Annotated in this window: 21 protein-coding genes and 2 tRNA genes; 7 read left to right on the top strand and 16 right to left on the bottom strand. The window is 32.3% G+C overall.

Going from position 1 to position 23965, the window contains the following annotated elements:
• The first annotated feature begins 50 nt into the window (after positions 1–50).
• Positions 51–2864: a phosphoenolpyruvate carboxylase gene (ppc, locus tag CKBE_RS01275; protein ID WP_015237800.1), complete on the top strand. Its 2814-nt coding sequence runs from the start codon at positions 51–53 to the stop codon at positions 2862–2864.
• A 34-nt stretch (positions 2865–2898) separates the two neighbouring features.
• On the top strand, positions 2899–3537 hold the full coding sequence (locus CKBE_RS01270; protein ID WP_015237799.1) for a carbonic anhydrase: 639 nt from the start codon (positions 2899–2901) through the stop codon (positions 3535–3537).
• Here the strand turns inward: CKBE_RS01270 and CKBE_RS01265 are convergent, their stop codons facing one another.
• The 5 genes from CKBE_RS01265 to hemA are packed head-to-tail and all read right to left on the bottom strand — an operon-like array spanning position 3538 to position 7722.
• Positions 3538–4098: a UbiX family flavin prenyltransferase gene (locus CKBE_RS01265; RefSeq protein ID WP_192811410.1), complete on the bottom strand. Its 561-nt coding sequence runs from the start codon at positions 4096–4098 to the stop codon at positions 3538–3540.
• Between the two features lie 15 nt (positions 4099–4113).
• On the bottom strand, positions 4114–4443 hold the full coding sequence (grxD, locus tag CKBE_RS01260) for a Grx4 family monothiol glutaredoxin (RefSeq protein ID WP_015237797.1): 330 nt from the start codon (positions 4441–4443) through the stop codon (positions 4114–4116).
• 47 nt (positions 4444–4490) lie between these two features.
• The gene (gene prmC / locus CKBE_RS01255) at positions 4491–5309 is read right to left on the bottom strand and encodes a peptide chain release factor N(5)-glutamine methyltransferase (protein ID WP_015237796.1); all 819 of its coding nucleotides are present in this window, start codon (positions 5307–5309) and stop codon (positions 4491–4493) included.
• 10 nt (positions 5310–5319) lie between these two features.
• Positions 5320–6402, bottom strand: a complete 1083-nt coding sequence (gene prfA, locus CKBE_RS01250) for a peptide chain release factor 1 (protein ID WP_015389954.1) — start codon at positions 6400–6402, stop codon at positions 5320–5322.
• Positions 6403–6462: 60 nt separating this feature from the next.
• Positions 6463–7722 (bottom strand): glutamyl-tRNA reductase, encoded by a 1260-nt coding sequence (hemA, locus tag CKBE_RS01245; protein WP_015237794.1) that lies wholly within the window; start codon positions 7720–7722, stop codon positions 6463–6465.
• A 141-nt stretch (positions 7723–7863) separates the two neighbouring features.
• Here hemA and CKBE_RS01240 point away from each other — a divergent pair.
• The 3 genes from CKBE_RS01240 to CKBE_RS01230 all read left to right on the top strand — a co-directional run bounded on the left by CKBE_RS01240 (position 7864) and on the right by CKBE_RS01230 (position 10215).
• A tRNA-Phe gene (locus CKBE_RS01240) sits at positions 7864–7939 on the top strand.
• 161 nt (positions 7940–8100) lie between these two features.
• The gene (gene argJ, locus CKBE_RS01235) at positions 8101–9318 is read left to right on the top strand and encodes a bifunctional glutamate N-acetyltransferase/amino-acid acetyltransferase ArgJ (protein WP_015237793.1); all 1218 of its coding nucleotides are present in this window, start codon (positions 8101–8103) and stop codon (positions 9316–9318) included.
• A 36-nt stretch (positions 9319–9354) separates the two neighbouring features.
• A complete protein-coding gene (locus CKBE_RS01230; protein ID WP_015237792.1) occupies positions 9355–10215 on the top strand; it encodes an ATP-binding protein in 861 nt (286 codons plus the stop codon).
• A gap of 21 nt (positions 10216–10236) precedes the next feature.
• Here the strand turns inward: CKBE_RS01230 and zapD are convergent, their stop codons facing one another.
• The 6 genes from zapD to CKBE_RS01200 form a co-directional block, all read right to left on the bottom strand.
• Complete coding sequence (gene zapD, locus CKBE_RS01225; RefSeq protein WP_015389953.1) at positions 10237–10986, bottom strand: cell division protein ZapD; 750 nt, start codon at positions 10984–10986, stop codon at positions 10237–10239.
• A 40-nt stretch (positions 10987–11026) separates the two neighbouring features.
• A complete protein-coding gene (coaE, locus tag CKBE_RS01220) occupies positions 11027–11638 on the bottom strand; it encodes a dephospho-CoA kinase (protein WP_015237790.1) in 612 nt (203 codons plus the stop codon).
• 201 nt (positions 11639–11839) lie between these two features.
• A complete protein-coding gene (gene ubiB, locus CKBE_RS01215) occupies positions 11840–13381 on the bottom strand; it encodes a 2-polyprenylphenol 6-hydroxylase (RefSeq protein ID WP_015389952.1) in 1542 nt (513 codons plus the stop codon).
• A 4-nt stretch (positions 13382–13385) separates the two neighbouring features.
• Positions 13386–14009: a hypothetical protein gene (locus tag CKBE_RS01210; protein ID WP_015237788.1), complete on the bottom strand. Its 624-nt coding sequence runs from the start codon at positions 14007–14009 to the stop codon at positions 13386–13388.
• A 14-nt stretch (positions 14010–14023) separates the two neighbouring features.
• Positions 14024–14890 carry a Tim44 domain-containing protein gene (locus tag CKBE_RS01205; protein ID WP_015237787.1) on the bottom strand — a complete coding sequence of 289 codons (867 nt, stop codon included), beginning with the start codon at positions 14888–14890 and terminating at the stop codon, positions 14024–14026.
• A gap of 32 nt (positions 14891–14922) precedes the next feature.
• Positions 14923–15693: a class I SAM-dependent methyltransferase gene (locus tag CKBE_RS01200; RefSeq protein ID WP_015237786.1), complete on the bottom strand. Its 771-nt coding sequence runs from the start codon at positions 15691–15693 to the stop codon at positions 14923–14925.
• Positions 15694–15964: 271 nt separating this feature from the next.
• Here CKBE_RS01200 and gshA point away from each other — a divergent pair, with 271 nt between their 5' ends.
• The gene (gene gshA, locus CKBE_RS01195) at positions 15965–17569 is read left to right on the top strand and encodes a glutamate--cysteine ligase (protein WP_015237785.1); all 1605 of its coding nucleotides are present in this window, start codon (positions 15965–15967) and stop codon (positions 17567–17569) included.
• A 7-nt stretch (positions 17570–17576) separates the two neighbouring features.
• Here gshA and CKBE_RS01190 read toward each other — a convergent pair.
• Positions 17577–17651: transfer RNA gene (locus tag CKBE_RS01190), tRNA-Arg, on the bottom strand.
• Between the two features lie 70 nt (positions 17652–17721).
• Here CKBE_RS01190 and CKBE_RS01185 point away from each other — a divergent pair.
• Positions 17722–18585, top strand: a complete 864-nt coding sequence (locus CKBE_RS01185; protein WP_015237784.1) for an NAD(P)H-hydrate dehydratase — start codon at positions 17722–17724, stop codon at positions 18583–18585.
• Positions 18586–18598: 13 nt separating this feature from the next.
• Here CKBE_RS01185 and priA read toward each other — a convergent pair whose 3' ends face one another.
• The 4 genes from priA to atpD all read right to left on the bottom strand — a co-directional run bounded on the left by priA (position 18599) and on the right by atpD (position 23936).
• Positions 18599–20701 (bottom strand): replication restart helicase PriA, encoded by a 2103-nt coding sequence (gene priA / locus CKBE_RS01180; RefSeq protein WP_015237783.1) that lies wholly within the window; start codon positions 20699–20701, stop codon positions 18599–18601.
• Between the two features lie 288 nt (positions 20702–20989).
• The gene (gene hemE, locus CKBE_RS01175; RefSeq protein ID WP_015389951.1) at positions 20990–22054 is read right to left on the bottom strand and encodes a uroporphyrinogen decarboxylase; all 1065 of its coding nucleotides are present in this window, start codon (positions 22052–22054) and stop codon (positions 20990–20992) included.
• Positions 22055–22100: 46 nt separating this feature from the next.
• Positions 22101–22526, bottom strand: coding sequence for a F0F1 ATP synthase subunit epsilon (locus CKBE_RS01170; protein ID WP_015237781.1), 426 nt, complete (start codon positions 22524–22526; stop codon positions 22101–22103).
• 6 nt (positions 22527–22532) lie between these two features.
• A complete protein-coding gene (gene atpD, locus CKBE_RS01165; RefSeq protein ID WP_015237780.1) occupies positions 22533–23936 on the bottom strand; it encodes a F0F1 ATP synthase subunit beta in 1404 nt (467 codons plus the stop codon).
• Positions 23937–23965: the final 29 nt, after the last annotated feature.

The raw sequence follows: 23965 nt of genomic DNA, 5'->3' as shown, positions 1-23965 counted from the left end.
TTTATATCCATAAAAATAAGCGTTTATGCCAATACTATTAAATATACAAAATGCAAATATCAACTCTACGTCAAGAAATTCGTTTATTAGGAAAGATGCTAGGAGAAACAATCTATAGCTGTGAAGGAAAACGTTTATTTGACATAATAGAATCAATTAGACGATCTGCTATAAGACTTCGACAAAATAGTAAAGATCCTGATGATGAATCATTAGAAGTCTATATTAGCAAGTTAGAAAATAATGATCCTAACACAGTAGCAAGAGCATTTAGCTATTTCATGCATCTAGTTAATATCGCCGAAGATAATGATCAAAACCGTAGACATAAAGCACATCTTTCAGAGCTCGACTACCCAATACGAGGCAGCTTAAAAGATGTAATTAGTAAACTGCAATATAATGGTGTTACCACACATGAGATTAGTGAATTATTAAATGAGTCTTGTATGTCTCCAGTGCTAACAGCCCATCCAACAGAAATACAAAGGAAAAGCACATTAGATGCCCACAGAAATATTTCAAGAAAGCTTATAGAAAGAAATAATAGATCTAATAAAGAAGATTTAAAAGAAATTGACTTAGAGCTATTAGGACACATCGCAATACTATGGCAAACAAGAATACTGCGATATTCTAGTCTTACAGTAACCGATGAGATAGAAAATGCTCTATCATATTATCGTAGTACATTCTTGCCAACAATTCCAAAATTATACAGAGATCTTTCTAATTTACTAAATACTAGTGAAAATTGTACTAGTATGCCGTTAAAGCCTTTTCTAAGGATGGGTAGCTGGATTGGCGGAGATCGTGATGGCAATCCAAATGTAGATGAATTAACTCTAGAACAAGCTATGGCTAGGCAGTCTTCTGTTATATTGGAACACTACTTAAAAGAAGTATTTGCATTAAAAACTGAATTATCTCTTAGCAACCTATTAGTAGAAGTAGATGAAGATCTGTTATCACTAGCAGAAAAGAGCAATGACATGTCTCCTCATTTGAAAGATGAGCCTTATAGAAAAGCATTGATAGGTATATATGCTAGGTTAGCGGCGACATCAGAGAAACTAGCTGGAAAAAATCTTGCTAGAAGAGTAATCCTCCCTGCTCTACCTTATAAATCATCTGAAGAGTTCTACAAAGACTTAAATACAATATCTAGCTCCCTAGAAAAACATCATGGAGATTTAATAAACTCACTAAGATTAAAAAATTTACAGCAATCTGTAAAAGTCTTCGGATTCCATCTAACTACATTAGATTTAAGGCAAAACTCAGATGTTCATGAAAGAGTACTAACTGAACTCTTTCTACAGGCAAATATAACTCTAGATGATAAAAAAAATAGGTATTCTGATTTGAATGAAGAAGATAAAGTGAAAATTCTTAGATTTGAATTAATGCAAGGCCGACAACTAGTATCGCCATGGTTTGAATATAGCGCAGAAACTACTAAAGAGCTGAAGATTTTTAGAGCGGCCGCTAAAATTAGAAAAGATTACGGAGAAGCCGCAATATTACAATCTATAGTTTCACATACAGAAACATTAAGCGATCTTCTGGAAGTTCTAGTTCTACAAAAAGAAACTGGACTGATAAAGCCAACATACTATCCTCATAAGGAGCATGAAGGACTGATGGTAGTGCCTTTGTTTGAAACAATAACTGATCTTCAAAATAGTTCAGATATTATGTCTAAATGGATGGATCTACCGGAAGTTAATTCTATTATTAGAAACTCACATAATAATACTCAAGAAGTTATGCTTGGATATTCCGATAGCAATAAAGATGGCGGTTTTTTAACTTCTAATTGGGAACTTTACCAAGCAGAAAGAAACCTAGTAAACGTATTTAGATCTAGAAATATTAGGCTAAGACTATTCCATGGAAGAGGAGGCTCTGTTGGTAGGGGCGGAGGTCCAAGTTTTGAAGCAATACTATCTCAACCACCTGGAGCAGTATCAGGACAAATAAGACTTACTGAACAAGGAGAGATAGTTCATGGCAAATATAACAATGCAGAAGTAGGTAAGTGGCATCTTGAACTATTAGTAGCGGCAACCCTTGAGTCTAGTTTAAGTCCTAGATCAAATAAGAAAAATGTGGATAGTACTTATCTAGATAAGTACGGAGAAGCAATGTCATTTATGTCTAGTTATGCAGAAAACATATATCGCAATTTAGTCTATGAGAAACCAGGATTCACAGAATATTTTTTCACATCTACACCAATTAATGAAATAGCGGAATTAAATATAGGATCTAGACCATCATCACGCAAAAACCTCCAAAATATTGAAGATTTGCGAGCTATACCCTGGAGCTTCTCTTGGTCTCAATGCCGGTTAATGCTAACGAGTTGGTATGGCGTGGGATCTGCAATTGAACATTTTATAGAAAATGGGACTAGCGTAATTTCAAAATCCAAAAATGATAGATTAGAATTATTAAGAATAATGATAAAAGAATGGCCAGCTTTTAAAACCTTGGTATCAAATATGGAAATGGTCCTCATAAAATCTGATCTCAGTATTGCTTCTTGTTACTCAAAATTAGTGCCTAATCAAACACTAAGAAATAATGTGTTTAATGCAATAAGCTTGGAACACCGTAAAACCATAGGAATGCTAAGATTACTAACTAAAAGAGATCTTCTAGAGGATAACCCTACGTTACTAAATGCCTTAAAAGAGCGTTTTACATACATAGATCCACTAAATTACCTCCAGGTTGAACTTCTTCGTAGACATCGTTATGGTCATAGTTCAATATCTCAAAGCTCTAAAGAAATGATAAAAAGAGATATACATATAACTATTAACGGAATTGCTGCTGGACTTAGAAATTCCGGTTGATACTATATAAATAATAATTTATCTGGATTATTTTATGAATACATTCCCCGAAAAATTATCCGATGGATACTTTAGCTTTCTGTCTGGCAAATTTCATACTGAACAAAAAAAATATGAGAGATTGGCTGTATCTGGACAGAATCCAGAAATAATGGTTATAGGTTGCTGTGATTCAAGGGTATCTCCAGAAGTTATATTTGACACTAGACCGGGTGAAATATTTGTAGTTAGGAACGTTGCCAATCTAGTACCTCCCTTCGAAGATGAATATGGAACATCTTACCATGGAACAAGTGCAGCCATAGAGTTTGCAGTAAATGGTCTTAATATAGAACATATAGTTGTACTAGGACATGCTTCATGCGGCGGGATTAAATCATTCATAGAGGATAGACATCCTCTTAGTAAAATGGATTTTATAGGGAAATGGATGTCACAAATTACACCAGTTGCTGAAAAGCTTAATATAAGCGTTGGCAATCACAATCATGAAGATACAAAAAGACTAGAGTTTGGGGTGATAAATCACAGTATAAATAACTTATTAAGTTTTCCTTCAGTAAGAACTAGGGTTAACGAGAGGAAATTGCATATACACGGAGCCTATTTCTTAATATCTACTGGAACTTTATTTATAAAAAAAGGGCTGGATTTCGTTTCACTAACAAAATAACTAGATACCTTTCCATACAGGACCAGAAACATCTAAATTTAACAATCTCATTGCATGTATAACAGTATGATCTACCATCTCCTCTATAGAAGATGGCTGATGGTAAAATGCTGGCATAGGAGGAAATATAATCCCACCCATCTCAGTAACAGAAATCATGTTTCGCAAATGAATCAAATTAAAAGGCGACTCCCTGACCATAAGTACTATACGCCTTCTTTCCTTCAGAGAGACATCTGCTGCTCTAACTATTAAATTATCAGATAAACCATTTGCTATCGCAGAAAGAGTTCTAATCGAGCAAGGGACAATTAACATGCCATCTATTCTAAATGAGCCACTGGCCAGAACATCACCAATATTTTTGACATTATGAACGATGCTAACCAAGGAGTGTAGATCGTTAATTTTAATACTCAACTCATTATTTAATGTCAAAATTCCGGATGATGACACAATCAAATGCACTTCTATATCAGACAATGTACTTAATATCTTTAATAATCTCAAAGCATATATAGACCCAGTAGCACCTGTTATACCAACAACGATTCTACGTATCATGATCTGTATTTACTAAGAAAAGTTAATGTGCTCAAGCATCTTTTTCAGCTCTCCGTTAAGATATAGTTCTGAAACAATATCCGCTCCTCCGATAAAACATCCATCAATATATAACTGAGGAATAGTAGGCCAATCTGAATAATCCTTTATTCCTTGGCGAATATTATCATCTTCCAGAACATTTACAGATAGAATATTATTATTATTCAAACTACATTCTTTAAGGATTCTAACAACCTTGCCAGAGAAACCACACATGGGGAAACTTAGAGATCCTTTCATGAATAAAACTATTTTATTCTCTCTAATTACAGAATCTATATATTTTTTTATATCTTTCATAATACTAAGTATACAATGGTAATTTATTTGTTTAACACAACTTATGACTATATACTGCCACCAGTCACTCTGACAATTCCTGATAAATCTAAAAAACTATTTACATTGCTAAATCCTGCCATTTTTAATAAATACTTGACCATAGACGACTGATCCCAACCATGCTCCAGCCATAAGTAGGCCCCTTTATTCATATAATTTCTAGCATTATAAATAATATTAGAAATATGAGACAATCCATCTAATTCATCTGTTAGTGCTATTCTTGGCTCAAACCTCAAATCACCCGACTCTAGGTGCTTATCCAATGAATGGATATAAGGAGGATTCGATACTATTATATCAAACTTGCCCATCTTCGAATCAAAACAATCAAACCAATTGCTATGAATTAAATCAATATTGGCACATAGCTTTCTAGAATTCATCTCAGCTACAGATAATGCATACAAGTCAATATCACTACCTACAACTTCAATGTTAGACTTCATTAAATAAATGGATATTGCAATAGCTCCACAACCAGTACCTAAATCTAACACTCTACATCCATTAGATGGTTTTAAACTATTAATTGCAACATCTACCAATAATTCTGTCTCTGGCCTAGGGATCAAGACAGACCTATTAACCAAAAATTTATTATTCATGAATTCTTTATAACCAACTAAATAGGCTATAGGCTCTCCATCTATTCTTCTATTTCTTAAATCGATATACTTATAAAATAAGACATTAGAAATAACATTCAGATCATTGGCAATAATCCAAGTCTTAGGTTTTTGTAAAACCTTCTCCAGAAGAATAAGTATTTCAGTATTCGGTAAACTTGTGTCTCGCATCAAGTTTCTTATGCTAAATTCCATATTAAAAAAACTAATAACCAGAATCTAGAGAAGCTAATTGTTCTGCCTTATACTCAGCTAACAATGCATCAACAATATCATCTAAATCTCCATCTAAAACTTGCGATAATTTATATAAAGTCAAATTTATACGATGATCAGTAATACGACTCTGTGGGTAATTATAAGTCCTTATACGCTCAGACCTGTCTCCTGAGCCAATTAGACTTTTACGCTCAGAAGCCTCCTTCTTTTGTTGCTCTCTGATTTCTAAATCTTTAAGACGAGCAGATAGCACCTTCATAGCCTTTTCTTTATTACGATGCTGAGATCTATCATCCTGACACTCTACCACGAGCCCACTTGGTAAATGCGTTATACGAACAGCAGAATCTGTTTTATTTATATGCTGACCGCCAGCTCCACTTGCTCTAAAAGTATCTACTCTTATATCAACAGCATCTATAGTAATTTCATTAACTTCATCAGCCTCCAACATGACAGCTACTGTGCAAGCAGAGGTATGAATCCTACCCTGATTTTCAGTTTCTGGGATTCTCTGTACTCTATGTCCACCTGATTCAAACTTTAATCTACCGTATGCCCCATTACCTTCAATACGTATGATAACCTCTTTATATCCACCCAAATCAGATGAATTAGCAGATATTATCTCAACAAACCAACCCATTCTTTCTGCATAACGTATATACATTCTCAACAAGTCCGCAGAGAAGAGCGCACTTTCATCTCCTCCAGCACCAGCTCTAATCTCAACAAAAAAACCACGATCATCATTAGTATCCTTAGGTAATAATGATACTTGCAAATCGTTTTCTAATTTTTCTATACAGCTTCTAGCGATCTTAATCTCTTCTTCTGCCATTTCCTTTAACTCAGGATCCGACATCATTTCATTAGCTGCTTTCAGGTCAGATTCGTATTGTAAAAATGAATTAAATAAAGTTACAACAGGCTCTATTTCTGAACGCTCACAAGATAATTTTCTAAGATAATCAATGTCAGATGTTACGTCATGATCAGCAAGCAATATATCTATTTCCAATAATCGATTAGAGATCTCCTCTAAACGCGTACGCATTGATAATTTCATTTTTTTTCTAAAATTGATGTCATAAAACTAAAAAACTTATTATTAGGAAATTATGTATTACTATTTATTAATATTACACTTAGAAAAGATATCTAAAATGCACGATAAAATATCTTGATTGAGATCTACATTACTGTTAATAAATGATATAGGACCATGCAAAAATTTCTTTGTAATTCTACGTGCCATACGCTCAATAACAATATCAGGTGAACCACCAACCATTAGTGCCCTCTTCGCCAATTCTACCTCATTGGAACTTATATTGTTAGCCTTGTTTATTAATTCTAATATTGAAGGAATGTTATCACGAGACTTAATCCATCTCATAAAATTCTTTGTCTTCTTTTCAATAATCTCATTTGCGTACGGTATAGTTGCGCTACGACTAGCAAAACCTTTTTTTATAACTTTTTGCAGGTCATCTATAGAATACAGGGTAATATTTTTAAAACTTGATACTTCTATATCTATATCTCTGGGCACAGCCAGATCAATCATAACCATAGGTTTTATTTTCTTACCATTAAAAGAATTAGCTACATCACTTGATTGAATAATTTGATTATCACTAGATGTGCAAGAAACAATAACATCAAAATCATACAATCTGTCTTTAAGACTATTAAATGGAATTGATTCTATAGAGAATTTTTTTGATAAATTATCTGACCTCTCCGAAGTTCTATTTGTCACTACGATTTTATTATGTTTATGTTTAACAAACGACTTAATAGATAGCTCAATAATCTCCCCAGCCCCTATAAATAGCACACTTAGGTCTTCTAATTCTTGAAAAACAGTTTTTACTAGATCGATTGATGCTGAAGAAATAGAGATGTGATTCCTACACAAATCTGTGTGTGTACGCACTTCTTTCGAAGCTGAAAAAGAACACTGAAATAATTTGTATAGATATGTCCCTAATGATCTGGCTTCATTAGCAAGAAAAACCGATTTTTTCATTTGACTCAAAATCTGAGGCTCTCCAATTATTATAGAGTCTAATCCACAAGAAACAGAAAAAATATGTTTAACGGCTATGTCATTAACATAATTATAAAAATAAGATGGGTCTACTTTTCCATATCCAGAAAACCATATCACTAATTCCTGTACATATTTTTCATCACAATAACAATACAACTCAGTACGATTACATGTAGACAATATTACAGCTTCAGATACAATGTTCCTAAATTCAGACAAAATACTAGACAACAAAAAGCCAACAGTATCATTTGGCATAGACATGCGCTCTCTAATCATCAAGGGAGCAGATGTATGGTTCAATCCAATAACGCTTATAACATAAGACATAAGAGCACTTTAGTGTAAAAAAACAACATTAAACCTAACAAAATGATAAATTATAGTACATTCTCCAGTATTAATTAATAACTATCAACAATTACCTTATTGTTATATGTCTTTTTTTTATATATAGTTAGTAGTTGTGATGGCCCGATAGCTCAGTCGGTAGAGCAGAGGACTGAAAATCCTTGTGTCGGTGGTTCAATTCCGCCTCGGGCCACCATCATCGCTATCAACAATTAATCAAAATTAAACTCCATTAATTATTTATTAATATGTTAAATATCAAAACATATTAATATCTTTGGTCATAATAATAATATGGAAACCATAAAAACTACTAGTCTAATAATCATCATCTGTTAACTATCGGAATATTTTAATATGGCAGTCAATCTAAAGATACCTAAAAAAGTGTTTGCAATAGAAGGTATAGGAATAGGGGTAACAGAAGCAGGAATAAAGAAAGAGAATAGAAAAGATCTGACGATATTTAAACTAGATGAAGGAACTACTTTGAGTGGCGTTTTTACAAAAAATCTATTCTGTGCCGCCCCTGTTCAAATTGCAAAAAAACACTTGCTATCTGGAAAACCTGTACGAAGCTTAGTAATAAACACAGGAAATGCTAATGCAGGCACAGGACAAAAAGGATTAAAAGATGCTCAAAAAATATGTAATTGCTTAGGTAGTTTATTAAAAATAGAAGATTGCCAGGTGCTACCATTTTCTACGGGAGTTGTATTAGAGCCACTGCCAGTTGAAAAAATAGTCAACAATCTAGATAAAGCCATATTAAAAATAGATAAGAATAATTGGATGGATGCTGCTTATGGAATTATGACTACTGATACGACTCCTAAAATCTTCTCAGAACAATTTATTATTGGCGAGAGAACTTTTACTATTACTGGAATTAGTAAAGGAGCTGGAATGATCCATCCTAATATGGCTACTATGCTTGGTTTTATTGGAACTGATCTTGGTATTAAACAGCAATTACTAGACAAAATAATTAAGGATATAGCAGACCAATCATTCAACAGGATTACAATAGATGGCGACACCTCAACAAATGATTCTTTCATCATAATGGCAACAGGTAAATCAAATATTCAAATAAACTCAGAAAATGATAGTAATTACAATACAGTATTAGACGCATTATCAAAAGCAGCTTCAGATTTATCTCAAAAAATAGTTAGAGATGCTGAGGGAGCAACAAAATTCATAACGTTACAAGTAGAACAAGCCGCAAGCAAAGAAGAAGCCTTATCTATAGCATACTCTGTTGCTAAATCGCCACTAGTAAAAACAGCATTCTACGCATCTGATCCAAATATAGGAAGAATTCTAGTGGCAATAGGGTATTCGAATACAAATATACCAATAAATAAAATAAAAATATGGCTAAATGATTTATTAATTGTAGAAAATGGGGAGCTTAGTGAAAGCTATACAGAAGAATCTGGAAAAAAAATAATGGAGCAGCAAGAGATTACAATAAAAATATCTTTAAATAATGGTTATTTTTCAGAAAAAGTATACACCTGTGATCTATCTCATGACTACATTACTATAAATGCAGATTACCGTTCCTGATAAGTTTAGCTCAAATACAAGATGAAATATTAAGAGATGAAAGAATTTTATCAATTAGCAAAAAAAGTTTTAAAACAAATTAGTGCTTGGCTACCGCCAGCACCTTCTGAAACAGATTGGAGCGCTTTGGCCTACAGATGGAGGAAACAAGGATCCCAAGGATATCTACTATCTGTCAATAACATCTCAAGGATTAATTTAGATGATTTGAAACATATAGAAAGACAAAAAACAATAATCGACAGTAATACAAAACAATTCATAGAAGGCAAGCCTGCTAATAACGTGCTAATGACAGGCGCTAGAGGAACTGGAAAGAGCTCATTAGTTAGATCTATGCTTGGGAAATATTATGATAGTGGACTACGCCTCATTGAAATAGACAAATCAGATCTAGTAGACCTACCAATTATCGTAGATATAATTAACAATCGTACAGAGAAGTATATTCTATTCTGTGATGATCTATCTTTTGAAGATGGCGAAATAGGTTATAAAGCACTAAAATCTGTTTTAGATGGATCTGTTTCAGCAAAAAGTGATAATATTCTAATCTATGCCACTTCAAATAGACGACATTTAGTACCCGAGTATTTTTATGAGAATCTACAGTTAACAAAAGACATGGATGGAGAAATACATCCTGGAGAAACAACTGAGGAAAAAAATTCTCTATCTGAAAGATTTGGATTATGGGTATCTTTTCACCCATTTAATCAGGATTTTTACCTAGATATAGTAAAATACTGGATTAATGAGATTAGTGATAGATCTGACAAGAACATAGATAAAAAAGATTTTCAAAATGAAGCTATAAGTTGGGCAATAGAAAGAGGTTCTAGATCTGGTCGCATAGCACAACAATTCGCTCGTTACTGGGTTTCAAAAAAATTATAACAATTAGATAAGATTAAATAATTATCTGCAGAAGGCAATCTTAAAAGCAACATCACATTTAACAACTAAAGATTTGAGATTGCTATCTTGGCTTGAAAATCTTATTGATATCATATGTTTATTTGCACTGATTTCAGGGAATATTCCCTGTTCTTCATGTAAACATAATCTCAATAACTGATATTCCTTACCTCCCAGCATTCTTTGATACTCACCATTATTTGATACGCACTCCACAAAATTACCAGATTCTCTTAGCAAGCTCAATACCATTTTCAAAGATTCAAATAATGGATTAATATGTGATGTCCAATTATTTAAATCTTCCCTTCTATTCGATTCACTTTTATTTTGCCAAAAATAATAAGAAGGCATATCAGCTTGTGCTGCACATCCAGAAAATAATAATTTACCTCTAAGACTATTTAGCCATTCATTGTCTCTAAGAGCATGACCAGGTCTACCAGAAGATACTAGATTAGAGCTAACATCACCTAACTCGGAAATAGCTAATTCTAGCATTCTATGATTAACGTTTTTATATTTGCGCAAATTTAAGAGAAACAATCGTTGTTTTTCTAAATCTTGTAGCATAGAACCTTTAATATCAGACCTATCAATAGCATCAATAATATCAAATAATGTTGAGATTGCAATCTGATGCAACCTAGTATCACTGCTTTGGATAGTAAAGAATAACCTATCGAAAAGATATTCTAATCGCAAGTAAGTTCTTACTCTCTCATTAAATGGATATTCAAAAAAAATCACTATCTTCCAAAACCTATTGGATTCAATTAAATAAAATAAACTATACTAAAAATTTCTTAGATAACATATACCAGAAATTATGCTTCATTTTAACCTGTTTAAATACCTCATGCTTAGAAATACCACTATCATTCATTATAATATCGTCAGCAAATTTCAAACGTGCATAACGATCAGATTGTATAGATATAATTCTCTTTATCATATCTAAACTTAAGTTGCGTTCACTTAGCCTTCTTATCTGAGTCTCCTTATCACAATCAACAACACATACTCGATTAACTTTATCTAACCATATGGTAGTCTCAACTAATAACGGAACAACAAACACAACATATAATCCTACGTACTGTCTAAGCATCATATCAGAATAATAACTAATCAATGGATGCATTATTGATTCTAAACTGGCACGTGCACTGTTATCATAAAAAATTTGTTCACGTAACCATGATCTGTCTAACAACCCATTACTACCAATGACCCTTTTACCAAAAACTTTTACTATCTTTGGTAATGCCTCACCACCAATATTTGTGAGTGATTTTGCAATCTCATCAGTATCTATTATGTAAGCACCAAAATCTCTTAACAAACAAGAAACGAGAGTCTTTCCTGATCCTATACCACCAGTTAAACCAATTTTTAACATATTTGTCGTTATTGCTACTAAATAAACCTAGCAGCATTATATTAAATTGTTTAAAAAACCATAGCAAGCATGCACGAGACATGAAACTCTTATCAAAATAGTCACAACTCTTTAAATTAATTAACTGTCTTAACTAAATAAGATTGATCAAAATAGAGGTGTCATTATATAAATACCTATAACTAAACTATAACCAAAAATCTAGTATAAATATAATAAGATTAAACTAATTATAAGTATGTTTGTAATTATAGATAATACAATGATGGATTTATTGTTTCTTACATTTCTTGCTAACTCTTCCAATATTCTTATATCGAGACCTTTATATAATAGAGAATCATGTAATAAACGAGGCATGACTGGTAGTATAGTAGATAATTTTAGCGCTTCATTTTTTAATGAGCTAGAAAAAGCATAGAATCCGACCTTGCTTCGCAACCATTTCTCAAGATATGGCTTAGCCGTCTCCCATAAATTTAATGTTGGATCCAATTGAATTCCTAATGACTCAACATTCAATAAAGTCTTCTGAAGTAGAACCAACTGTGACTGAACCTCCATATTAAAAGATCTAGATACTTGAAAAAGTTTTAATAACAATTTGCCAATCGATAATTCTGAGAGCGGCTTTCCAAAATAAGGCTCGCAAACAGTACGAATAGAACTTTCTAAGTCTTCAACTATAGTATCCCTAGATACCCATCCAGACTCAATATGTAACTTAGCAACACTTTTATAATCTTTATGAAAAAAAGCTACTAAATTTTGCGCAAGATAATTCTTATCTGAATCTGACAAACAACCAACTATACCAAAATCTAAAGCAATGTAACTACCAAAAGTATTCCTGTCATAAGATATATATATATTACCAGGATGCATATCAGCATGAAAAAAACCATCTTCAAAAACCTGTAGAAGAAAAATATGAATGCCTCTATATGCTAGATCAGATGTGTTTAAACCAACATTTCGTAAGTTATCTATCTGATTTATAGGAATTCCATACATTCTTTCCATTGTCAATACTGAAGAATTCGTTAGATCCCATATAATATTAGGAACAATTAACATTTCTTTTCTCTGAGGGTCACTATTAAAATTTGACCTGATTTGACTACAATTTGCAGCTTCACATTTTAGATCTATTTCTTTATGTAAATACTTATCAAACTCATCAATTACCTCTTTAAGTTTTAATCTATTAGAATCTGACCAAAAAAAATTAATTATCTTAGATAAAAATCTAAGCAAAGCTAGATCCCTATCAATTAATTCTAAAATACCAGGCCTTAGAACTTTTACCGCAACCTCACGTCCATCGTGTATCGTTGCAAAATGCACTTGGGCAACAGAAGCTGCAGCTGCTGGAATTTCATTAAAACTCAAGAATAGAATATCTATTGGCTTACCAAATGAATTTTCTATGCAACTAATAACTTCATTAGAAGAAAAAGGTGATACCTTATCATATAAAACAGCGAGTTCAAGTGTAATATCATCTGGCAATAAGTCATTCCTACCTGATAAAGACTGACCCAGCTTAACAAATAAAGGACCGAGTTTTTCTAGAGCCAATCTAAATGACTTTGCTCTATCAATCTCATCTCTAGAAAAACTAGATATCATTTTTATAAAAAAATTAGAGATCCTAGAACTACCACTGCTGATTAATAATTGCGGAAGCCCATGTCTTATTGCTATAAATATAATGTAAATTAAACGCGCAATTGAATACATTTTATCAAAGATCAAAATCTATAAGATTATTAATATTATTAAGTAAATTATTTACACGAATATGTGCTTTTTTTATATCCATATATAGGGATTGCATATTATCCTCAAAATCTTGATATAAAGTTCTACTTGCTAAGAAATCTATTTCATTATAGAACGATCCATTAAGACTTTTTAATAATCTAAAACCAAAACAACATATATTATTATTAATCCATGAAATATTACTCATAAAACTCTCGATAGCTTTATGAAATTTATCTTTTGAAGCCATCTCAATACCCTGTAATAAGATTGACATATCATTCATAAAATACAAATCACCAGATACATACATGAATTTAGACAACGAAGAAATACCATAATAATTAACAGATTTAAAAACTTCAAAAATAGATTCATTAAAAGTTACAACAATATCCGAATTATTATGACTATAATCAATCACTTCAAATATGCCATTTTTTTTAATTATTAATCTTAATAAAAAATTATTAAAATTAATCTCTAAGATCTTACCCACATGTCTATTTAGAAGACTCGATAAATTATCACTGCTATTAACCAAGTAATTAGCAATAAAAACCAACCTATTCATGAAGGCATTAAGCATATTAGAAGAATTCATAATAATGCTCAAAATTAATCATTAAGGTTTTTTTGGATCCCAGCTAAAAGCCATCCAGAATAATATTTTTTTTGAAAAATCCATATTTCATCAAAGCTATTAGCTCCTAAATTATTATTATCTTTGATAACTCCAAAGAAACGAATATTTGCAAGTAAGCAGTTCCCTATCTTATCCTTATTAATATTTAAAAATTCAGAATGTAACGACAACATCTGAACTTCTCTATCATAATTTTTATATTTAAGATCATTCTCTATAGCACTAATCATTTCATCTGTTAAGTAAATCTTTAATGAGCCCATGTCACCATTTTTCCATAATTCTTGCATATGCATGAAACATCTTCTCGCTTGCTCTGAGAATTCTTCTGAATTAAAATCCCCAATCAAACAAATATCACTAGGGTTATTTATTTCTATATTATCAATAAAGGAATTGTCATTGTTTAAATAAAAATTCCCTTGTTCCTTACAATACACAAATCTCCGGCTCTTCATAAAAAGATAACTGGAAATAAAATATACTATGGACAAAATCAAGAGAGAAAATATCATTATAGAGAAAAAATTCACGAAGAGGCTATTCAGACCAAAATATGATAATATTGCCGCCAAACCAAAACTAGCCATTATTGGGCCTATTATATTAGAAAACAAACTAACTTTCTTGCTGTTATTTATAGATTTATTTGTTTCATTCTTACGAAAATTATTATTAACGCTAGAATAATTTTTCTTGTATGGGGCTTTATAACATTTTCCGATACTATGTCTTCCTCCAATACGATGAGCCTCAACATTGCAAGATAGAAACATAGATGTAAGCATTATAGGCGCTAATGATAATAAAAAAAACTTACTCTTCAATAAAACAAACATGAACACCTCTTCTATTAACAGATTAATTCTTACTAAGCTATCTTCATGCCTTCATGCAATGCTACTATCCCAGCACTTAGATTAGAAAATTTTACCCTACTAAAACCAGAATCAATCATCATCTGTGCCAATACATCCTGCTTAGGATGCATTCTTATAGATTCTACTAAATACTTATAACTATCTTCATCTCCTGTTACCTTTTTACCAACCCAAGGCAAAAATTTAAATGAGTAATAATCATACAAAGATTTTAAAGGCTCTACAATGTGAGAGAACTCTAATATCAATAACTTGCCACCAGGTTTAAGAACTCTTCTCATTTCTGTCATAGCTTGTATTTTATCTGTCATGTTACGCAAACCAAACGAAACACTAACTCTATCAAAATAGGAAGAAGGAAAAGGTAATGATTCTGCATCACAAACAATAATAGGTAATATATAACCACAATTCACTAATCTATCGCAACCAACTTTCAACATGTCAATATTAATATCAGTGAGCCAAACCTCAATATTATTTCTATGTTTATCCATAAACATTCTGGCTAAATCACCAGTACCTCCAGCTATATCAAGAATTCTCATCCCGGATCTTATATTTGACTTGCTAACTAAGAATTTTTTCCACAAACGATGCAGTCCTAAAGACATTATATCGTTCATCAAATCATATCTATCTGATACAGAATGGAAAACTTTTGACACTAGCATTTTCTTTTCAGAGACTTCGACAGACTTATAACCAAAATGTGTAGAATCTACATTTTTAAAAAAACCTTCATTGATATTATCTTTCATATAATTATTATCAATAAACTAAATCATTCTAATATTCAGAAAACTGATTATCCTTTTAAAAAAGTTAAAATTCATGCACAGTGAGTATTCTATACTCTTTTGATAAAATGCCACTATAAAAAAATCTATATAAGCTATAATGATAAATAGTAAATAATTTTATTACTATTAGTTAACGTGTGATTTTTGTGAACTGATGAATATTTTTTTGTGAAATATAACTCAATTAATTTAATCAGCATAATTTATCAACATAAATGAAATCCCAATAATGAAAAACTCAAATATACATAACACACCTTGGCTGATAAGTAATAATCTGAATCAACTTGAAGGTATTGAAAATTTATCCTCAAAAATACTCAGAGGAATAGAAAGAGAAGCTTTAAGGGTAAATTATTCAGGAAATATTTCCAATCTACCTCATCCATATGAATTAGGATCTTCTCTAACAAATACGAATATAACGACAGATTACTCAGAGGCATTATTAGAGATAATTACAGGAACTAATAATTCTGTTGAGTCCTTAATAAAAGAACTTTCTAGTATACATAATTTTGTTTGCAATTCATTAAATAATGAATTGCTATGGCACAACTCCATACCAGAACTATCTTCAAAAGAAGATGATGATATACCGATAGCATGGTTTGGAAAATCTAATATAGGTATGTATAAATATATATACAGAAAGGGTTTAGCAAAACGTTATGGGAAAAAGATGCAGTGCATAGCAGGGCTTCATTATAATTTTTCATTAAATAATGAGATTTTAGAGCAATTACAGCACAAAGATAAAAACCAGAAAAACTTATATTATTTCAAACTAATGCGTAATTTTATAAGATACTCTTGGTTGATAGTATACTTGTTTGGCTCAACACCAGCTATGCCTAAAGATCTGATGAGAAAGGATATAAATGGTCTTATTAATATGGATGACAAGACTGTCTATATGCCTTATGCAACAAGTCTCAGAGTAAGTAAAATTGGCTACTATAGCAAAGTTCAATCAACATTAAATGTATCTTATAACTGTTTAGAAGAATTTCTTTCAAATTTATATGAAGCTATTAATAAACCATGGCCAGAATATCAAGATATTGGAACCCATGAAAAAGGTGAGTGGATTCAATTAAATACTAATGTCCTCCAAATAGAGAATGAATACTATTCTATGATAAGACCTAAATGTTCTATCAATAATAATGATAGGTTAATCAATAACTTAAAACATAACGGGGTTAATTACATTGAGGTGCGTTGTTTAGATATTGACTTAGATTCTGCTATAGGGATTAATGCTGAAACTTGTAGATTTTTGGATTCTTTTCTATTATTTTGTGCAACCGAAGATAGTCCTTTATTTCTAAAAAATGAATATGAGGAACATTATGAGAATTTTTTCAATGTAGCATACAAAGGTAGAGAGCCTAACTTATCAATTAAAAAAACTGGTTTGAATATCACTTTAAAACAATGGGCTACTGAACTAATAGCTAAGATAGGTGATATTGCCTCTATACTAGATAGAGGCACACATGAAAATTTACATTACGACTCGGTATTAAATCAATTAAAAAAAGTAAATAATCAAGATCTTACTCCATCTGCAAAAATTATTAGAAATCTAAAAGATAGAAAAATATCTCTGGCAGAATATTCATTAGAAATAAGTAAACAGCATTCCTTTATCTTAAAAAAAGAGACAGACTCAAACCATAACTACTATAAGAAAAATGCTATTAAATCTCATGATGAATGTTATGCATTAGAAGAAAAAAACGAGATGAGTTTTAATGAATATGTAAATTATCTACAAGATAATGTTGATAAACAATTTAATAATAACTCTAACATTATAGAACCATAAATATGGATGGCGCATCCGACAGGAATTGAACCTGTATCAAGAGCTTCGGAAACTCACATTCTATCCATTGAACTACGGATGCAATAAATACAGAAAAATAGCACTATACTACATTTCATATACAAATATAATCTAATACAACACGAAAGATAATGAATCAAAAACCAATCGATATTAATATCGAGAATTTACCAGAATTATTCAAAAAAAGAAACTTAGATAGCAATAAGGGTGATCATGGAACAGTTGGAATTATCGGTGGAAGCAATGGAATGATAGGCTCTGTACTGCTTGCAGGAAGAGCAGCTCTAAAAATTGGCGCAGGTAAGGTGCTAATTGGTTTTGCTAGCAAAAACTCCCCAATATCAGTTGATTTTATACAGCCAGAGTTAATGATAAACACAGCTATATATTGGCTAAAATCTCAAATTAGAGTTAATACATGGGTCGTAGGTTGTGGGTTAGGACAATCAGTTTTTTCACAAAAATTAATTAATGAAATGTTTATATTAAAAAAAGGCTCAATAATAGTGATAGATGCTGATGCATTGAATATTCTATCCTCAAAAAATTTTTTGAGCTCAAACTACAAAAACAACACATTAATATTGACGCCGCATCCAGCAGAAGCTGCTAGGCTATTAAATTGTTCAACACAAGACATACAAGAAAACAGACTAGAAGCAGTTAAACTATTATCTAAAAATTTTAAAGCCTGGATAGTATTAAAAGGCAAGAATACTCTAATATGCTCTCCTAACGATTATGTCATATTTAGCAATAAAACTGGAAACCCTGGGCTAGCATCCTCTGGAACTGGTGATGTTTTAGCAGGAATGATAGGTAGTCTAATATCACAAAAAATATGTTTAGAACAGGCCCTATTAGGAGCTGTTTGGTTACATGGGAAAGCATCAGATAAACTATCCATGGAAAACATAGGCCCTATAGGACTAACTGCAAGTGAAATAGCAGATTCTGCACGCAAAATACGTAATAACATAACATATAATTAGTTAGTCATAATAATCATATTTCCAATGGATCAACATCTATATGCCACTTAACTTTATTTTTTTTGCTTACTAGAGCTCTAATATGTCTTAGCCATACTTTCAGGAAAGTTATTAATAATGATCTATGTTTACTCTCTACTAGAATCTGAGCACGCTCAACATCTGCTATACGCACTATTCTAGAAGGAACTGGGTCATAACAAGTTATGAAAGATAAATAGTCAAAATCAATAGAAACCTTCTTTTTTATTATTTCTCTAGATTTATACAAGAAATCCATTGCTGCGTTTAAGTTTTTAGACTCAACACTCAATAAAGCTTGATATGAATACGGTGGGAGATTGGCTATTGATCTCAGATTTAATAAATACTTAGCAAAACTTTCATAATCTTGGTCTATAACAAATTTATAGATCATATGCTCAGGAAAAGACGTTTGTATAAGAACCTCACCTCCATTTAGATGTCGTCCAGCCCTTCCAGAAACCTGTATTAATTGAGAAAATAAATGCTCTGGGGCACGAAAATCTTGACAGAAAATCATAGCATCAGAATTAATAACCCCTACTAAACTAACTCTCAAAAAATCATGTCCTTTTGCAAGCATCTGAGTGCCTATCAATATATCAACAACTCCATTATTTACATCATTCAACAAAGAAGCTATGCTGCCCTTGCGCTTTGTACTATCAGCATCTATTCTAATAATGTTAGCATTAGGAAACAATTCTATTAAAGCTTCCTCTATTCTCTGAGTGCCACTACCTACAGGCCTCAAGTCCTGATCTCCACATTCAGGACAAGATAATGGAGCTACCATATAGTAGCCACAATGATGACAATGCAACTTTCCTGTCTGATTATCAGAAACACTATGCAAAACAGTAAAAGCTGTGCATCTAGGACACTTGCTAACCCAGTCACAAGAAAAACAACAGAATACCGGTGAATAACCCCTTCTATTAATAAATATCAAGGATTGCTCTTTCTTTTTTAAACGATCTTCTATAGCCTCTATTAGTGGAGCTGTTAAACCATTCTTTGGGCGAAATTTCTTGGTATTTATTAATTTTATATCAGGAACATTAAACTCCATTGCCTTCCTCTTTAAATAAATACGCAAATAATGACCTGTTTCTGCATTATTCCATGTTTCCAATGCAGGGGTCGCTGATCCTAAAATTATTGGAATATTTAAATAACGAGCTCTCCAAACACCTAGATCTCTAGCAGAATATCTCAATCCATTTTGTTGCTTATAAGAAGTATCATGTTCCTCATCTACAACTATTAACCCTATATTAGAAAATGGCACAAATACAGACATTCTTGTGCCTAAAAGAACTCTAAATTTAGAATTCTGAGCTCTAGACCAAACATCTAATTTAGAGCTCATAGTTAGTTTACTATGCATTACTAATATATCTTCATCACTTACAATACCAACAAGATTATTTCTTACAACCTTCTCTAATTGTGGAGTTAAATTTATCTCGGGAATTAAAAACAGTATTTGCTTGCTAGAATTCTGCAATACATTACGAGCTGCTCTAAGATAAACTTCTGTCTTGCCACTACCTGTTATCCCATATAATAGTACAGCCTTAAATTCTTTTAATGAATTGATTATATCTATAGCCTTTTTTTGTTCTTCATTCAATATTGCATCAAATGTATCCATTCGTGATAAAATTGAAACAGATGGAACACAATTATTTTTCTTTTTTAACTTTATAGTAGGGCCACCTAAACTACATTCTCCTTTATATGAAGATATATCTCGTAATGGTGATGGTATTACAGAGAACATAACTTCTCCCAAAGGTCTTTGATAATAATCGGCAGTAAACTCAAGCAACCTTAACCAATCTGGCAAAAACGGTGGCAAATCATCTAATACATTTAAAATCTCTCTAACCTGAGATGCATCTATAGATGGCTTTTCTAGAACATTAATTACTATACCTATTAACGTCCTCTTGCCAAAAGGCACTATTACTCTAGAACCAATGGCGATGCTACCAGTACTTTTGTAATCAAAAGTAGAAAACAAAGGCAAATTCAATGCCACACATAACCAATTATAAGAAATTAATAACTCACTCTGACTAGGCATTTAATATAAAAATATTATTCGTTATAAAATCATTGAAAAAACAACTGCTGAATCAAAGAAAGAAAATCCACAGACAAAGAAACATATATCTGTGGATAACTCTGTGGAAAATCTATAAATATCCAGTGGAAATAATCATAAAAAATTATATAGGAAAATTAATAAGAAAATATTAACCAATTTATTCATTAAAATTCAAATAGTTAGCGCCATTTAAAATTAAAAAGCTAACAATACAAAAAAATAAACATAGTTAATATCTTGTGAATAAATATAACAACATTATAATTATACGTGAAATAATCTACTGTAAGAATGAACCTCTTCAATCAGCTCTGCCACAGCATCTGGATCTGTACTAGGAGTTAATCCATGTCCAATATTAAAAACATGACCACTATTACCAACAAAACCAAAAGATTCTATGATGTTTCTAGCTTCTGATCGCAATAAACTATGATTACCTAATAACGCCAATGGATCTAGATTTCCCTGCAGAGCAACTGAGTCAGATGTAATGCGTCTAGCCTCTGCCATATCAATGGTCCAATCTAAACCTATTGCATCACAACCACTTTTAACTATATCTTTCAGCCACAGAGAACCTCCTTTAGTAAAACTAACAACAGGGATTCTTCTATCTCCAACTATTCTATTTAAACTATCAAATATTTTTTTATTATAAGCCAAGGAAAAATCTTTAAAAGCTGTGCCAGTAAGAATACCACCCCAAGTATCAAACAGCATTAAAGCATCTACACCAGCATCAATCTGAAAATTTAAATATTGAATAATAGATTCAGTGTTTATCTCTAATATTTTATGCAACAAATCAGGCCTTGAATATAACATCTTTTTTATATTAGCAAAGTCTTTAGATGATTGTCCTTCAACCATATAACAAGCTAGCGTCCACGGACTTCCAGAAAAACCTATAAGTGGAACTTTTTGTTTTAACTCATTATTCACCAACTTTATAGTGTCAAAAACATAACCTAAAGAATTCATATCTGGAACAGACAAAAATCTTTTTATATCATCCTCCGTCCTTATTTTACAGGTAAAACTAGGTCCTAACCCATCAGTAAAACTCAAACCGAGACCCATAGCATTTGGAATAGTAAGAATATCTGAAAACAATATAACAGCATCAAGATTATACCTTCTCAATGGCTGAAGAGTAACCTCACAAGCATAATCTGGATTCGTTAACAAACTCATAAAAGATCCAGCAAGTTCTCGTACTTTTCTATACTCAGGTAGATACCTGCCAGCCTGCCTCATTAGCCAAATTGGAGTATATTCAACATGTTCACGGAACAAAGAGCGCAACAGGATATCATTTTTCAACATATGGAAACACCACCTTTTATAAATCAATATATAGCTAGAGCTGTAATCAGTATACTCTAGCTTTACCAAACTTACGAACTGTTTTTGCCTGCACTGCAAGCATATTTAATTCCATTTCAACACTCGCTATATCAGTCCTGTCTTTATTATTTCTCAAAACTTCTTCTGCCTTCTTACGAGCTTCTATAATTTTCACTTCATCTAATTCCGTAGCTATAACAGCTGTATCTGCTAATACAGTTACTTCTTTTGGCTGAACCTCTAATATACCACCAGCTACAAAAATGCTATGCTCTGAATCATCTGGACAAATTATTTTTAGCATGCCAGTACGAATAAGAGAAATTAGGGGCACATGTCCAGGCAATATGCCTATATCTCCAAATTCGGCTGGCAGAAGAACAAACTTAGCATTACCCGAGAATAACAACTCTGATATGCTAACAATATTAACAGTGATAAAATTATTCATGACAAATTACTCATTTAATAATTTATCAGATTTTTCAAATGCTTCGTCTATAGACCCAACCATATAAAAAGCCTGCTCTGGTAAGCTATCGCATTCACCTTCAACTATCATCTTAAAACCACGTATAGTTTCTACTAAAGGAACATACTTGCCTGGCGATCCTGTAAAAACTTCAGCAACATGAAATGGCTGAGATAAAAATCTTTGAATTTTTCTCGCTCTTGAAACTACAACTTTATCATCCTGAGATAATTCATCCATACCCAAAATTGCTATTATGTCGCGTAAATCCTTATACCTTTGTAATGTTTGTTGGACCTGTCTGGCAACTTTATAATGCTCATCCCCTACAATCTGAGGATTAAGTTGACGGCTAGTTGAATCCAGTGGATCTACAGCAGGATAAATACCTAAAGCCGCAATATCCCTAGATAAAACGACTGTAGAGTCTAAATGCTGAAAAGTTGTAGCTGGTGATGGATCAGTAAGGTCATCAGCTGGAACGTAAACAGCCTGTATTGAGGTAATAGAGCCTTTTTTTGTGGAAGTTATACGTTCCTGTAATTTGCCCATTTCCTCAGCAAGTGTGGGCTGATAACCCACAGCTGAAGGCATTCTTCCCAATAATGCAGAAACCTCTGTACCAGCTAACGTATAACGATATATATTATCTATAAAAAACAGTACATCCCGACCATCATCACGAAATTTCTCTGCTATAGTTAACCCTGTGAGAGCAACTCTCAATCTATTACCAGGTGGCTCATTCATTTGGCCAAATACCATTGCAACTTTATCTAAAACCTTTGACTCAGCCATCTCATGATAGAAATCGTTACCTTCTCTAGTGCGTTCACCTACACCTGCAAATACTGATAGACCGCTATGTTGCTTAGCAATATTGTTAATAAGCTCCATCATATTAACAGTTTTACCGACACCAGCTCCTCCAAACAATCCAACCTTTCCTCCCTTTGCAAAAGGACATACAAGATCTATTACCTTAATCCCTGTTTCTAAAAGCTCTACTGATGGAGATAAATCTTCAAATCGTGGAGCATCTTGATGAATAGACCTAGTTTTCTCATGAATAATTGGACCAGCCTCATCAATGGGCTTACCTAATACATTCATTATTCGACCTAAAGTTCCATCTCCAACCGGTACAGAAATAGGACCATTCGTGCGAATGATTCTCATTCCTCGACTTAGACCATCACTAGAACCTAAGGCAATCGTACGTACAATGCCATCACCTAATTGTTGTTGAACTTCCAATGTCAGATTCTTTTCCATAAAAGAATTATCATCTATGACATTAAGTGCTTCATGTATACCTGGTATATTATTTTTTGGAAACTGAATATCTACTACGGCTCCAACACACTGAACGATGATTCCATTGTTCATTATAATTCCTTACTATAAGAATATTTATA

The organism is Candidatus Kinetoplastibacterium blastocrithidii (ex Strigomonas culicis) (genome assembly GCF_000319245.1).
Classification (GTDB): Bacteria; Pseudomonadota; Gammaproteobacteria; order Burkholderiales; family Burkholderiaceae_B; genus Kinetoplastidibacterium; species Kinetoplastidibacterium blastocrithidiae.
Note: the sequence above shows the minus strand (reverse complement) of the source record. Positions and strands in the feature narration are given on the sequence as shown.

Coding starts and splice junctions, on each gene's coding strand:
- ppc (WP_015237800.1), top strand. CDS start 51: ATGCAAATATCAACTCTACGTCAAGAAATTCGTTTATTAGGAAAGATG.
- CKBE_RS01270 (WP_015237799.1), top strand. CDS start 2,899: ATGAATACATTCCCCGAAAAATTATCCGATGGATACTTTAGCTTTCTG.
- grxD (WP_015237797.1), bottom strand. CDS start 4,443: ATGAAAGATATAAAAAAATATATAGATTCTGTAATTAGAGAGAATAAA.
- prmC (WP_015237796.1), bottom strand. CDS start 5,309: ATGGAATTTAGCATAAGAAACTTGATGCGAGACACAAGTTTACCGAAT.
- prfA (WP_015389954.1), bottom strand. CDS start 6,402: ATGAAATTATCAATGCGTACGCGTTTAGAGGAGATCTCTAATCGATTA.
- hemA (WP_015237794.1), bottom strand. CDS start 7,722: ATGTCTTATGTTATAAGCGTTATTGGATTGAACCATACATCTGCTCCC.
- argJ (WP_015237793.1), top strand. CDS start 8,101: ATGGCAGTCAATCTAAAGATACCTAAAAAAGTGTTTGCAATAGAAGGT.
- CKBE_RS01230 (WP_015237792.1), top strand. CDS start 9,355: ATGAAAGAATTTTATCAATTAGCAAAAAAAGTTTTAAAACAAATTAGT.
- coaE (WP_015237790.1), bottom strand. CDS start 11,638: ATGTTAAAAATTGGTTTAACTGGTGGTATAGGATCAGGAAAGACTCTC.
- ubiB (WP_015389952.1), bottom strand. CDS start 13,381: ATGTATTCAATTGCGCGTTTAATTTACATTATATTTATAGCAATAAGA.
- CKBE_RS01210 (WP_015237788.1), bottom strand. CDS start 14,009: ATGAATTCTTCTAATATGCTTAATGCCTTCATGAATAGGTTGGTTTTT.
- CKBE_RS01205 (WP_015237787.1), bottom strand. CDS start 14,890: ATGTTTGTTTTATTGAAGAGTAAGTTTTTTTTATTATCATTAGCGCCT.
- CKBE_RS01200 (WP_015237786.1), bottom strand. CDS start 15,693: ATGAAAGATAATATCAATGAAGGTTTTTTTAAAAATGTAGATTCTACA.
- gshA (WP_015237785.1), top strand. CDS start 15,965: ATGAAAAACTCAAATATACATAACACACCTTGGCTGATAAGTAATAAT.
- CKBE_RS01185 (WP_015237784.1), top strand. CDS start 17,722: ATGAATCAAAAACCAATCGATATTAATATCGAGAATTTACCAGAATTA.
- priA (WP_015237783.1), bottom strand. CDS start 20,701: ATGCCTAGTCAGAGTGAGTTATTAATTTCTTATAATTGGTTATGTGTG.
- hemE (WP_015389951.1), bottom strand. CDS start 22,054: ATGTTGAAAAATGATATCCTGTTGCGCTCTTTGTTCCGTGAACATGTT.
- CKBE_RS01170 (WP_015237781.1), bottom strand. CDS start 22,526: ATGAATAATTTTATCACTGTTAATATTGTTAGCATATCAGAGTTGTTA.
- atpD (WP_015237780.1), bottom strand. CDS start 23,936: ATGAACAATGGAATCATCGTTCAGTGTGTTGGAGCCGTAGTAGATATT.